The sequence below is a fragment of the Cryobacterium sp. Hh38 genome (genome assembly GCF_004403235.1).
GTDB lineage: Bacteria > Actinomycetota > Actinomycetes > Actinomycetales > Microbacteriaceae > Cryobacterium > Cryobacterium levicorallinum.
Window position 1 is genome coordinate 192,245 of record NZ_SOHD01000017.1, and the last position, 12,787, is coordinate 205,031.

General features: G+C 64.9%; 7 protein-coding genes and 1 pseudogene. 4 read left to right on the forward strand and 4 right to left on the reverse strand.

The window, feature by feature from the left end:
• Positions 1-45: 45 nt before the first annotated feature.
• A complete protein-coding gene (locus E3T41_RS06880; RefSeq protein ID WP_104132934.1) occupies positions 46-786 on the reverse strand; it encodes a TetR/AcrR family transcriptional regulator in 741 nt (246 codons plus the stop codon).
• A gap of 1,722 nt (positions 787-2,508) precedes the next feature.
• Here E3T41_RS06880 and E3T41_RS18950 point away from each other — a divergent pair.
• The 4 genes and pseudogenes from E3T41_RS18950 to E3T41_RS06895 all read left to right on the forward strand — a co-directional run.
• Positions 2,509-4,215 (forward strand): annotated as a pseudogene (locus E3T41_RS18950) (peroxidase family protein); the annotation flags it as partial.
• A 378-nt stretch (positions 4,216-4,593) separates the two neighbouring features.
• Complete coding sequence (locus tag E3T41_RS18955; RefSeq protein ID WP_370257236.1) at positions 4,594-6,855, forward strand: fibronectin type III domain-containing protein; 2,262 nt, start codon at positions 4,594-4,596, stop codon at positions 6,853-6,855.
• Between the two features lie 96 nt (positions 6,856-6,951).
• The gene (locus tag E3T41_RS06890) at positions 6,952-8,640 is read left to right on the forward strand and encodes a multicopper oxidase family protein (protein WP_134477845.1); all 1,689 of its coding nucleotides are present in this window, start codon (positions 6,952-6,954) and stop codon (positions 8,638-8,640) included.
• Entirely contained in the window at positions 8,640-9,635 is a 996-nt protein-coding gene (locus E3T41_RS06895; protein ID WP_134477847.1) for a hypothetical protein, read from the forward strand. The genes E3T41_RS06890 and E3T41_RS06895 overlap by 1 nt, the downstream gene beginning before the upstream one ends.
• Here the strand turns inward: E3T41_RS06895 and E3T41_RS06900 are convergent.
• The 3 genes from E3T41_RS06900 to E3T41_RS06910 form a co-directional block, all read right to left on the reverse strand.
• Positions 9,598-10,944, reverse strand: coding sequence for a sensor histidine kinase (locus E3T41_RS06900; protein ID WP_134477849.1), 1,347 nt, complete (start codon positions 10,942-10,944; stop codon positions 9,598-9,600). The genes E3T41_RS06895 and E3T41_RS06900 overlap by 38 nt on opposite strands.
• Positions 10,937-11,650, reverse strand: coding sequence for a response regulator transcription factor (locus E3T41_RS06905; RefSeq protein ID WP_092448086.1), 714 nt, complete (start codon positions 11,648-11,650; stop codon positions 10,937-10,939). Before E3T41_RS06905 ends, E3T41_RS06900 begins: the two co-directional genes overlap by 8 nt.
• Before the next feature lie 123 nt (positions 11,651-11,773).
• Positions 11,774-12,757 (reverse strand): BTAD domain-containing putative transcriptional regulator, encoded by a 984-nt coding sequence (locus tag E3T41_RS06910; RefSeq protein WP_166791508.1) that lies wholly within the window; start codon positions 12,755-12,757, stop codon positions 11,774-11,776.
• Between the last annotated feature and the right edge of the window lie 30 nt (positions 12,758-12,787).

Sequence of the window (12,787 nt, forward strand, 5' to 3'; positions counted from 1 at the left end):
ACAGTTCTACCTGACACTGAGTTTCAGGTCAAGTGACACTTAGTGTCACATGCCGCCCGATTGGTACCGGCCCGCGATCGCCCGGGCGACGTCGTCGGGCAGGGCGGAGGCCGGAAACACCGCGACCAGCAGCTCGCTGTCCGGGGTGGCCGCGGCCACGCCTCCGGGGGCAAAGCGAGTGCGTACCGCCTGCAGGTGGGCGGCCAGTCCTGCCGAATCCAGCATCCGTTCTGTTCCGGCAGCGCGAATCATGCGGCGCAGCTCATAATTGTGCGTGGCCGTCACTGCCGCAGCGAATTGAATGGCCAGCACCGGATCGACCTGCGGCAGCCGTCGCCGCAGATAGGCCGAAAAGGTCTTCTCATAGCGCGACACCATGACCGTTTCCCGGTCGCGCAGAACGGATGTCTGGCGCACCACCCGGTCGCGCACCCGCACGACCTCGAGGCGCTCCCGAAATCGCTCGAAAACAAGCGCGGCAGCGTCGCACACGGCCAGCCACGGGTCATCGTGCTCGCGGGTGAAATACTCGCCGATCTGCTCGAGCAGCTCATCATGATCGGCGAAGATCACGTCGTCCTTCGACCGGAACTGTCGAAAAAAGGTGCTGCGGGACACCCCGGCGGCGGCGGCGATCTGGGCCGCGCTGGTGGCCTCGTATCCCTGGGTGTGGAACAGGCCGACGGCGATGTCGGCGACGGCGACGCGGCTGCGGGCATCCGCTTGCCGGGAGCCGGAAACCGGGGCGAGGGCGGTGAGTGCGGCTGGTGCAGACGGATCAGACATGGTCTGGCGAAATTAGCACGGAACGGTGGGCGGCCGTCGCGCCGCCGCGAGAAGACGGTCGGGGCCCGGGCCCGGAACGCGGGAGACGGTGGATGGACATACCGGCGTATGCACAAGGTTTCCATAAGGCCCGCACAGCACTCTTGCAGCGTTCGCTCATCCTGAAGAGATAGGTACGTCATGAGCAGGTTCGAAGGTAAGGGAATCGTTCGCAGCAACTGCAATTCCAGCGGAATGCGAGGTAATCCACCTTTCCAGGACAGTGCAAGACCCAAGCGGGTTCTCGGCAAGCCCATGCGCATACTCGCCGCCGGCATGGCTGCCGTGCTCTACACCGGACTCGGCCTGTCGGCCGCCCTCCCGGCCCAGGCCGCCGTCGCCCCGGTCGGCCAGGGATTCGCCGTGACGGCCTCTGACCTCGCCTACATTCTCAAGCAGATCAAGATTGCTGAAGCCCACGTGGCCAACACCACTTCGACCACCGGCCCCTGTGGCGCCCTGGTCGGAACGGGCCCCAACCAAATCGCCAGCCCGTTGCTCTCGCTCGGCCTGCGTACCGTCGACGGTTCCTGCAACAACCTGCAGCCCGGCCAGGATCAGTTCGGCGCCGCCGACCAGGTCTTCCCGCGCCTGGCGACGCCGGTCTTCTCCGCAGCGGATGTCACTCCCTCCGGCTTCGGACCGCCGAACCCGACCTCCTACGCCCAGAAAAAGGGCCTCGTCTTCGACTCGGAGCCGCGCACGGTCAGCAATTTGATCGTCGATCAGACCTCGACCAACCCGGCCGCCATCGCTGCCGCCGGAAACCCGGTGCGGACCCAGGGCAATGAGGGCGTTGTGGCCTGCACGACCGACCCGAGCCCGGACGTGCCGTTCGGCGTTCCCGCCGGCTGTATCCCCTCCCACGAGACGCTGTTCATGCCGAATGTGACGACCGACGTCGGCCTCTCGCCGCCATACAACTCCCTGTTCACCCTGTTCGGCCAGTTCTTCGACCATGGCATTGACCAGACGGTCAAGGGCGGCGGCACCGTCTTCGTGCCCTTGCAGGCCGATGACCCGCTGGTCGCCGGGCCGGACCACGTGTTCGGCAACGCTGACGACCTCGACCCGAACCTGCGCTTCATGGTGCTGACCCGCGGCCAGAACCAGCCCGGAGCCGACGGCGTCGCGGGCGATAACCCGTCCACCCCGGCCGATGAGAGCGCCGACGACATTCGGGATGCCCTCAACACTAACTCGCCTTGGATCGACCAGAGCCAGACCTACTCCTCGCACGCCTCGCACCAGGTATTTCTGCGCGAGTACGTCACCGAGGGAAATCGACCGGTTGCCACCGGCAAGCTGCTCGGCGGACCGGCCGGACCCACAGCTGGCGGTATGGCCACCTGGGCGACCGCCAAGGCCCAGGCCGCGAACGTGCTCGGACTCCTGCTCGTCGACCAGAACGTCACCAACATTCCGATGTTGGCAGTGGATGCCTACGGCAAGTTCATCCCGGGACCGCTGCGCGGAATGCCGCAGTATGCCACCGCGACCGGCCTGGTCGAGGGTGACCCGGCGAACCCCGTGGCCGTTCCGAGCAACGTGCTGTACTTCAACACCCCGTTCCTCACCGACATCGCGCACAACGCGGAGCCGAAAGCCGGACTGACCCCGGACGGTAACTCGACTGCATCCGCTGACTTCGCCAGCCAGCCGGCCGGAACCTACGACGATGAAATGCTCAACGCGCACTTCATCGCCGGAGACGGTCGCGTCAACGAGAACATCGGCCTGACCGCCATTCACCAGGTCTTCCACTCGGAGCACGACCGCCTGGTGGACGCTATCGAGAACACCCTGACCAACGACACTTCTGCCAAGGGCGTTGCGGCCCTGGCCGAGTGGAAGCTGGCCAGCGGAGCCGCCGGCTGGAACGGTGAACGCCTGTTCCAGGCGGCCCGTTTCGTCAACGAGATGGAGTACCAGCACCTCGTGTTCGAGGAATTCGCGCGCAAGGTGCAGCCTGGTATCAACCCGTTCGAACCGTTCGCGTTCACCCAGACCGAGATCAACCCGGCGGTCAAGGCGGAGTTCGCCCACGCCGTGTACCGCTTCGGTCACTCCATGCTGACCGAGACGATTTCGCGTCTCAACGAGGACAAGCCCGGCGTTGACGGCCTGTTCGGTACTGGTGATGACGTTCTGGGCAGCCAGAACAACATCTCTCTGCTCGACGGGTTCCTCAACCCGCCTGCGTATACCGACGGCGGACCGGAGGGACAATTAACCTCGGAGCAAGCCGCCGGCAGCATCATCATGGGCATGAGTGACCAGGTTGGTAACGAGCTCGACGAATTCGTCACCGATACCCTGCGCAACAACCTGCTGGGACTACCGCTCGACCTGGCAGCGATCAACATGACCCGTGCGCGTTCTGAGGGCGTGCCGCGGTTGAACGTGTTCCGCCGCGACCTGTTCAACAGGACCAACGACGGGGCGCTCAAGCCCTACACGAACTGGATCGACTTCGGAGAGAACCTCAAGCACCCGGAATCGCTGATCAACTTCGTGGCCGCCTATGGTCAGTTCCCCACCATCACGGGCGCGACCACGCTCGACGGCAAGCGCGACGCCGCGCGACTGATCGTGAGCCCCGATGCCCTCGCCTTGGAAGTTTCTCCGGACGGGGCCATGGACTTCATGAACAGCACGGGAGCGTGGGCCAACTCGGGCACGCACTCGATCACCGGTCTCGACGAGGTCGACCTCTGGGTCGGCGGACTCGCGGAGATGACCACGCCGTTCGGTGGCCTGCTCGGCACGACGTTCAACTACGTGTTCGAGAACCAGATGACCGACCTGCAAAACGGTGATCGGCTGTACTACCTGGCCCGCACGCCCGGCATGAACCTGCGCACCCAGCTGGAGGGCAACTCGTTTGCTGAATTGATGATGCGCAACACGAACGCGCATTCGCTCAAAGCGGACCCCTTCGCCACGGCCGACTGCAAGTTCGAGCTGAAGAACCTGGCTGGAACCGTCGCAGGCTTCGCGGCTTCGGGCAACACCGTCGCCAACGACCCGCAGTCCGAGTGTGACGAGACAGCGCTGCTGATTCGCATGCCCGACGGCACGATCAAGTACCGTGCCCGCAACACGGTCGACCCGACCGGCATCAACGGCCAGGCGGTCTACAACGGCACCGCCCAAGTGGATCGGGTATTCGGCGGCAACGACAACGACACCTTTTGGGGTGGCCTCGGCAACGACGTCATCGAGGGTGGTGGCGGAGCCGACGTGGCTCTCGGCGGTGAAGGTGACGACATCATCACCGACCTTGCCGGAGACGACGTGCCCAAGGGTGGCCCCGGTAACGACGCGATCGACGCCGGTCCCGGACTCGACATCATCATGGGTGGCGAGGGCAAGGACTTCACCAACGGTGGAGCCAATGCCAACGAAACCTTCGGCGGCGCCGACGACGACTTCATCATTCTCGGTGAAAGCCTCGACGCGGCCTTCGGTGACGGTGGCGACGACTGGGAAGAGGGCGGCAACCAACCCGACCTCATGATCGGAGACAGTAGCAATCTGTTCTTCCTGGACGACTCACAGAAGCCCGGTCACGACTTCATGATCGGCCAGGGCGGCGATGACGACTACGACATGGAGGGTGGCGACGACATTGGCGTTGCCGGTCCGGGAATCGAAAAGAACGCTGGCGGGTCCGGCTACGACTGGTCGACCGGCCAGGGTGACCCGCAGGCGCAGGACGCCGATCTGGCCCTGCCGATCGCGCCCCTCGACATTCTGCAGGTCGGTGTGCGCGACAAGTTCAATGAAGTCGAGGCACTTTCCGGCTGGAAGCTGAATGACATCCTGCGTGGTGACGACATTGTTCCCGGTGCTGTGGGTGGCGGCGGCTTCATCGGCTGTGACGTTCTGGACCAGGCCGGAGTTGACCGCATTGCGGGCTTCGACGCGCTGATTCCGGAATTCACGACCACGCTGGCATCCGTTGTCGCACTGTCGGCACAGGGTGACTGCCCGATCCTGACCGGCCCGAACGTCTGGGGCGCCGGCAACGTGCTCCTCGGCGGCGGCGGAAGCGACCTGATCGAGGGACGAGGAGCCGACGACATCATCGACGGTGACGCGTACCTCAGCCTTCGACTGAGCGTTCGGACCAACCCGAACGATCCGGCGACGGAGATCGGCAGTGCCAGCATCAACGGCACGAACCAGAGTGCAATGACCAGCCAGTACCTCTCCGACGGCGCCGGTGGGCTCACCGGGCCGACGCTGCAGGAAGCTGTCTTCGCCGGCGCGGTCAACCCGGGCAACATCGTGGCTGTCCGCGAGATCCTGTACGGATCTGGCGGAACCGACACGGCGCAGCTCTCAGGACTGACCAGCGATTACGAAGTCACCACCACCGGCGGCGACGGCACGCTCGGGTCTGCCGGATCGACCACAACGGTGCACGACAACCGCGGTACCGACGGTACAGACACCCTGCGCAACATCGAACGCCTGCAGTTCAGCGACACCGTGGCTCCGGGAACCCCGACCATCGGTGCTGCCATTGCCGGCAACGGGCAGGCAACCGTGGACTGGACCGCGTCGCCGACCGGCATCGCCACCAGCTTCTCGGTGAAGGTGCTCGACGCGTTCGGAGGCCAATTCGGTGCACTCCGCACCGCAGCCGGAACCGCGTTCAACCTGGTTGTCACCGGGCTGAACAACGGCTCCAGCTACACCTTCCAGGTATCGGCGACCAATGCGGAGGGGACGAGCGCATTCTCGGCACCGTCCAACGCGGTGACTCCGTCGGCACCGGTGGTGCAGGTGGTCGCCGATGCTCCGACGATCGGAACCCCGGTCGCCGGTAACGCCCAGGTGGCCGTGAACTGGACGGCCCCGACGCCGGTGGCCAACCAAGCGACAATCACGGGCTACCTGGTTCGCACCTACGAAGGAACGAGCGCCACGGTGTTCCGAACCTCGCTGGTCGCTGACGTCTCTACCGTCACGATTACCGCTCTGACCAACGGAACCGGGTACACCTTCGACGTCGCCGCGATCAACGCGGTCGGCACCGGAGCGGCCTCGGCCCGGTCAGTGGTAGTCACCCCGACCGCCCCGGTGGTGCAGGTGGTAGCTGGAGCTCCCGTGATCGGAACCCCGGTTGCCGGTAACGCATCGGCGACAGTGAACTGGGCCGCCCCGGCACCGGTGGCCAACCAGGCACCGATCACGGGCTACCGGGTGCGCACCTTCGTCGGAACGGGAGCAACGGCTGTTGCCACCGCGACGGTGGCCAACGTCACCAGCACGGTGATCGGGTCGCTGACCAACGGAACCGGGTACACCTTCGATGTCGCCGCGATGAACGCGGTCGGCACCGGAGCGGCTTCCGCTCGTTCGGTCGCGGTCACACCGCGCACGGAGTTCGTGCTCCCCACGGTGATCGCACGCACGCCGGCCTCCGGTGCTCGCTCGGTCAGCCAGACCGGCAATCTGACGGCAACGTTCAGTGAACCTGTCGCTGGGGTCAGCGGAACGACGTTCGTGCTGCGGCTCGGTACCACGGTGGTTCCGGCGCTGGTTTCGTACAATGCCACGACTCGGGTCGCGACGTTGAACCCGAGTGCGACTTTGCTCGCCGACCGCAGCTACACGGCTACTCTGTCGGGCATTCGGGACGCGGCCGGCAACACGATGGCGACAAGTACCTGGTCGTTCATCACCGGCCCGGCTCCGACGATCACCACGAGAACTCCCGCTTCGGGAGCCACCGGGGTGCGCCGGAACGCCAACGTGCTCGCGACCTTCAGCGAAGACATCACCGGAGTCAGCGCGACCACGGTTCAGATCACCCGGGTCTCCACCGGCGCGGTTGTCACATCGGCGGCGGCGTTCAACGCCACCACCAACGTGTTGACGATCAACCCCTCGGTGACCCTGACCTCCAATGTTCAATACCGGGTGACCATCACCGGTGGTACCACGAGCGTTCGAGATCTGATCGGAAACCCCCTGGTGACGGGTACGTGGACCTTCACGACCGGCACCGTGCTCTAAGAACGACCTGATCCGCTTCACCCGGCCGGCGACTGAATCCAGTCGCCGGCCGGTCCCACCACTACAGCTGAACAGCACAAAGCCTTGAGGAGAGAAATGACATCACGCAGGGAAGTTCTCCAGCTCGGCGCCTTCGGTGCGCTTGGTCTGGCCAGCATGGAAGGGAATGACAATGACGTTCCGATCGTGCCGCTGCCCACTCAAAGCCAGCTCGCCCCCGCGAATATGCCGGTGCCCTACGCCGGCGTCTTTCGCCGCCCGCCGGTGCTGGCCCCGTACCAAACCGGTTTCGACGAGGGTGACCCCGACCGCCCATTCGCCCGGTACGCACTCACCCAAAAACTTGGCCAGGCGCAGTTTGTGCCGGGCCTGTCGACCACGATCGCCGGCTACAACGGCATCTTCCCAGGGCCGACCATTCGGGCTAGGCAGGGCACCCGGTGCGAGGTGCGCATTCGCAACGCACTGCCGGCCAAAGGCCTGCTACATCCCAGCGCCTTCCGCACCGTGACCCACCTGCACGGCTCGGCGTCGCTGCCACAGTACGACGGCTATGCGAACGACTCGACGGCGCCCGGCAACGTCAAGACCTACCGATATCCGAACTGGCAGAATGCCCGCACTTTGTGGTACCACGACCATAATCAGCACCTCACCGCCCAGAACGTCTATTCGGGACTGGCCGCGTTCTACCCCCTGACCGACAGCTATGAGAGTGCGCAACTCCCCCAGGGGGAGTTCGACGTACCGCTGATGATCTCCGACGCCATGTTCAACGCCGACGGATCGCTTGGATACAACGACCGGCTGCACAGCGGCCTCTACGGCGACATCATCCTGGTCAACGGGGTGCCGTGGCCGACCATGAAGGTCAAGCCACGCATCTACCGCTTTCGCGTGCTGGTCGCCTCCATTTCGCGGTCCTATCGCCCAACCTTGTCGACCGGCGACCCGGTCTACATCGTCGCGACTGATGGCGGGATGGTGCCCATCGTTCAGCCCGTCGCCTCCTGGCGCCACGGCACGGCAGAGCGGTACGAGATCCTGATCGACTTTCGCAAGTATCGGGTCGGGCAAAAGATCGGCCTGCTGAATCTGAGCAACAAGAACAACGTCAACTTCGTCAACACCAACAAGATCATGCAGTTCGAGGTCGGTGCTGATTCCGGGTCGAACCTGGGCGGCATCACGTCGATTCCGGCAACGCTCGATGACGGCGGCTCTGTCAACCCGCACCAGGGCGGGATCGCCACGATGAGCCTCACCCCTGCCATGGCCAAAGTCAAACGCAGCCTCAAGGTGGAGAAGGTGAATGGCGTCTGGAAGATCAATGGCACGACCTGGGACGACGTCGTGGCCTCCCGCTTCACCCAGTTGTTCGCGAACCCGCAGCCTTACGATGTCGAGCAGTGGACCATCACCAACGGCTCCGGCGGTTGGTTCCACCCGGTGCACATTCACCTGATCGATGCCAAGATCGTCGGCCGAAACACCAACGGCGGCAAGCCGTTCGTCTGGGAAAACGGGCCGAAGGACGTCTTCTACGTCGGCGAGAACGAGTCGATCACGGCGCTCATGCAGTTCGACACCGGGCCGGAGGCCGGCGGCCGCTACATGATTCACTGCCACAACCTGGTGCACGAGGACCATGACATGATGGCGCAATTCGCGGTGGGAGACTCCCGGGTGAACGACCCGATCTCCTCCGATCCCGCCTATTGGGACACGATGCCGATGAATGCCTACCCGCCGGTGTACCTGCCGGGGCTGCCAGCCGGCACCTGATGGTTCACGCGACCCGTCCGACCTCGGCGGTGCGGCTGCTCGCTCTGCTCAACGCTGGTTTACTGGCGGCTGGAGTGCTGAGTGGCTGCACGGCTTGGGCCTCGGCCTCGGCCTCGGCCCCGCCTGGCACGACCAGCACCTCGACTAGGCCAGCCGCGGCATCCGCTTCACGCAGCGAAATTGGCAATGGCCGACCCCTGGTCAACTACGACGGACCACTGGTGCAACGCCGGGTCGTACTCGCGATACATACGAAAGCGGATGCCGATCTGCCCACGTTGCGCGCCGGCGTGGACCAGCATGCCGACGGTGCCAACCTCAGGCTCGCCGAGATTTCCCCCGATGTGTTGCCGGCCGGGGTGCTGGAGCAGGCCGTGCCCCAGCTGACCCTGCTGCTGCCGGCGGGGTCGACCGAAGACGACGCGCGCGGCCTTATCGATGCATCGACGGCCACCCAACCCGCGCAGTACTTCGTGCTGACCGTTCTGGTGCACGATCTCGTCTTCGAGGTGGACGCGACCGACCCGGGGGCGTTGGCCGATGCTATTGCGCGTGAAGGCATCCTCTCTGATGCTCTGGGAAACTACGAGACCACGGCTGGCGCCGACACCTTGGGCGTGAGCTACCTCGGGACACTGTTGGGCGACGAAATGGTGGACTCCGTGCGCAGCGCGATGGCACGCCCGGCCGGCACCACACCCCGGCGGGTGGCTGTCCTGGCCGGCACTCCCGGCGGGGCGGGCGTTGACATCGCCGCCGAACCGATCCCACAGCCGGTGGTCTTGGCTGGCGGAACCTCGCATGAGGTGGTGAGCGATGCGCCGGTGGCCGGGGCCGAGGTTGACTCGACACCGTTGGGACCGTGGCTGGCCTACTGGATCGGACTCGCGGTGGTGCTGGGCGTGACGGTGCTGCTCGCCGGTTGGAGTCTGGTGCAGCGGCGGCGCGGACTTCGGGCTAGCGCGTTCGAACCGGAACGACCCGATCCAGAGTAGCCATGACGGAGGTACCACCGCCCACCCAGGAGCGCACTTCGAGGGTGCCGCCGGCGACCTCGATGGTGTCGCGCATGATGCGCAGACCCATGTGATTCTCGGGTGCGTCCGCGGCCATGTCGAAGCCGCAGCCGTTGTCATGGATGAGCAGGATGGTGCGATCGGTATCTTGCATGAGCGTCAGCTCGACGGTGCCGGCCTTGGCATGCTTCACGGTGTTGGCGAGCACCTCGCGGGCCACCCGATAGAACATCGCCGAGCGGTCCCGGTCGAGATCGCAGTCGGGGGGAATATGCAGTTTGACCTCGATGTCGTGCTCGAGCAGCGGGGCGGCCAGCCGGGTGAGGGCGGCCAGCAGTCCGAGTTCGGCCAGATCGGGTGGGTAGAGCTCGGTCGTCATAGCGCGCAGGGTGCGCACGTTTTTTTGCAGGATGGCCTTGGCCTGGCCGAAGAGCGCCCGATTCTCGGGGGTGGAATGCATTTCCTCGGCTTCGAGGGCGTAGGACAGGCCGGCCAGATCTTGAATGACTTCGTCGTGCAGATCACGGGCAATGCGCTGGCGTTCCAGGTCGGAGGCGTCGATCGCGTGCTGCAGGAGGCGGCGTTTCGTTGACTGGTGACCCTGGATGCGCCGGGCCAGCTGGATCGCCGGCACGAGCTGGGCCATTTGAAGGGCTCCAAGGGACAGCAGGAAGGTGGGAATCAGCCCGACCACGAGTGCGTTTTGCTCGTCACGGACCCCGTCGTCATTGAAGTACGCCTCCAAAATTACGACCTGACCGTTGGCCGCCGTGGTGCGCACGTGCACCTCGACCAATTCGCCGGCCTGGGATTCGTGCGCGTTCTCGGCGCCGTCCTGCACGCCGAGGTTTGCATGCCCCTTGCCTCCGGCCAGGAGTTCAGGGGCAAAGCTCGGCAGGTCGAAGACCTGGCCGACCAATGCCGGGAAGTCGGAGTACACGATTCGCCCTCCGGAATCCCAGACCTTGATGCGCACAATCGATCCGTCGGAGATGCGGGGAGCCAGGCGGTCGTCCAGCCGACGGGTCGATCCGGGCAACCCCGCGAGGAGGTCGTCGGTAATGAGCGGTCCGATGGAATAGTCGGCGAGGCGTTGAGCCTGTTGGATGGCGTTGTCCATGGCGTTGCTCATGGATTCAGCGCGAACCCAGAGTGCGGCCGGCACGGCGATGATCATCATGGCGATGACGCCGACGGTGATGAACCGACCCACCGCCGACCGCACCTCGGAACGTTCGTCCGACCGGGTTCGGTCGAGGCGGCTGGGCTTCGCCGCCGAGTTAGACATGCTGGGCGGGAACCAAGCCCAGTCGAGTGGCGATCACGACGGCCTCCAGTTGTGAGTGTGCGCCGAGCTTGCCGAGGATGGACTTGACGTAACCCCGGCAGGTGTTCTCCGAGATGCCGAGGGTCTTGGAGTTGGCCCGAACGTCGGAACCCTCTCCCATGAGGCGGAGCACGGCGAGCTCGCGCTTGGTCAGCTCGGGAAACGGAATCTCATCGTTGTGCTGTCGGCGTCGGGCGCTGAGCAGGCTCACGAGCGACGGATGCACGATGAATCCGCCAATCCGAGCGTGCCGGAGGGTATCGAGCACCGTGGCGAGCGAACCGTCCTTGGGCAGGAAGGCGCAGACGCCGATCGCCGCGGCCTGTTCGAGGGCCTCGAGGGCCGGGTCGCCGGTGAGGATGACGATGCGGGTCTGCGGGGCGCGCGCCAGGATGGCCGCGGCCGCGACGAGCCCACTGCCGTCGGGTAGGTGATAGTCCATGACGACGACGTCGGGGCGCAGCTCCAGACACGCGGCGATACCGCTTGCGACGTCGTTGGCTGATCCGACGCTGCACAGGTCAGGCTCGCGGTTGAGGGAATCGGTGAGCAGTTCAGCGAAGGTCGTGTGATCGTCGACGATGAGAATGCGAATCTGGGCGGGCGGCGGCGGTTGAACGGCCGTTCCCTGGAAGTAAGGTTCGAGGGGGGACATTTGCGTGGTCATCTGCGGAGACCTCTCTGCCCAGTCCCGAGCTGTGTTAGCTCGATAGACGAAACCAGCATCTGCAGAACCTGAAATTCCGTCGAGTCCTGCTGTTTTTGTCCCCCATGTGATACTACCCGGGAATCAGGCGCGAGCGACGGCGCGGCGCAGGAATGACGTGATGACATCAGTGGCCTCTCGGAGGGAATCCGGGACCGGCTCTGGTCGCGGAAGTGTGCTCGTGCGGGGGTGAGAATCGGGTGCTGGCACTCCCAGGTGTTCGTGCAGCACGAGAAAAGCCGAGAGCACGTCGGCAAGGTCGCCGTCTTCGGTGGCCGTCGCGTGCAGCAGACGCAGCTGGGCTGAGCGCAGAATCTGGCCGGGTGCGCAGCCCAGTTCGCTCTGCATGGCATGGCGGCACCGGTCATAGGCCTGCAGGCCCTGGGCGTGGCACCCGGCAGCCTCCAGCCCGAGGATGAGGGCCGTCCAGGCTCGTTCATTGAGCGGGTCATTGGCAATCGCGAGGTTGGCGAGATCGACGGAATCGTCGATCCGGTGCAGAGCAGCGGCGGTTTCGGACGCCAGAACGCGGGCGACGGTCAGCCGGGACTCGTGCAGGTCCCGCGCCTCCGATGCCCACGCTGCGACCAGTTCATCGCAGAGCAGTGGGGCTTGGGCGAGGTCGAGGGCGCGAAGTAAGAAGGGGTAAGCCAGCTCGGGATTGGTTTTCTGGGCTCGTTGCAGCAGATCGTCGAACTGTTCAAGGTCGACATCGACCAGGTCGCGGTCCAACACATAGCCGCCGGTCGTCGTCTGCAACGGCCCGAACTTTCCCGCACCGGGCTGCAGGTGGCGGCGCAGCACGCTGACATAACTTTCCAGGGTGGGCAGGGCTTCGGCTGGAGGGTTTGCTCCCCAGAGCAATTCGATCAGGTGGTCTTTCGACACCGGGAGGCCAACGTGTACGAGAAGAATCTCCAGGATCTGGCGTGGTTTCGGTCCGCCGAGTTGGTGGGCGTGCAGAACAACGGGGCCGCATCGAATGGTCAGGTTGCCGAAGAGTTGAACGCTGAGGTGTGCGACGGGCGCGCTGGCTGGCTGCACTCGGGTTTCCGATTCCATTGTCATAACGACCTCCACTGTTGGAATGCGACAATG

Excerpts from the sequence above, each read along its gene's own strand:
- E3T41_RS06880 (WP_104132934.1), bottom strand. The coding sequence starts at position 786 with ATGTCTGATCCGTCTGCACCAGCCGCACTCACCGCCCTCGCCCCGGTT.
- E3T41_RS06890 (WP_134477845.1), top strand. The coding sequence starts at position 6,952 with ATGACATCACGCAGGGAAGTTCTCCAGCTCGGCGCCTTCGGTGCGCTT.
- E3T41_RS06895 (WP_134477847.1), top strand. The coding sequence starts at position 8,640 with ATGGTTCACGCGACCCGTCCGACCTCGGCGGTGCGGCTGCTCGCTCTG.
- E3T41_RS06900 (WP_134477849.1), bottom strand. The coding sequence starts at position 10,944 with ATGTCTAACTCGGCGGCGAAGCCCAGCCGCCTCGACCGAACCCGGTCG.
- E3T41_RS06905 (WP_092448086.1), bottom strand. The coding sequence starts at position 11,650 with ATGACCACGCAAATGTCCCCCCTCGAACCTTACTTCCAGGGAACGGCC.
- E3T41_RS06910 (WP_166791508.1), bottom strand. The coding sequence starts at position 12,757 with ATGACAATGGAATCGGAAACCCGAGTGCAGCCAGCCAGCGCGCCCGTC.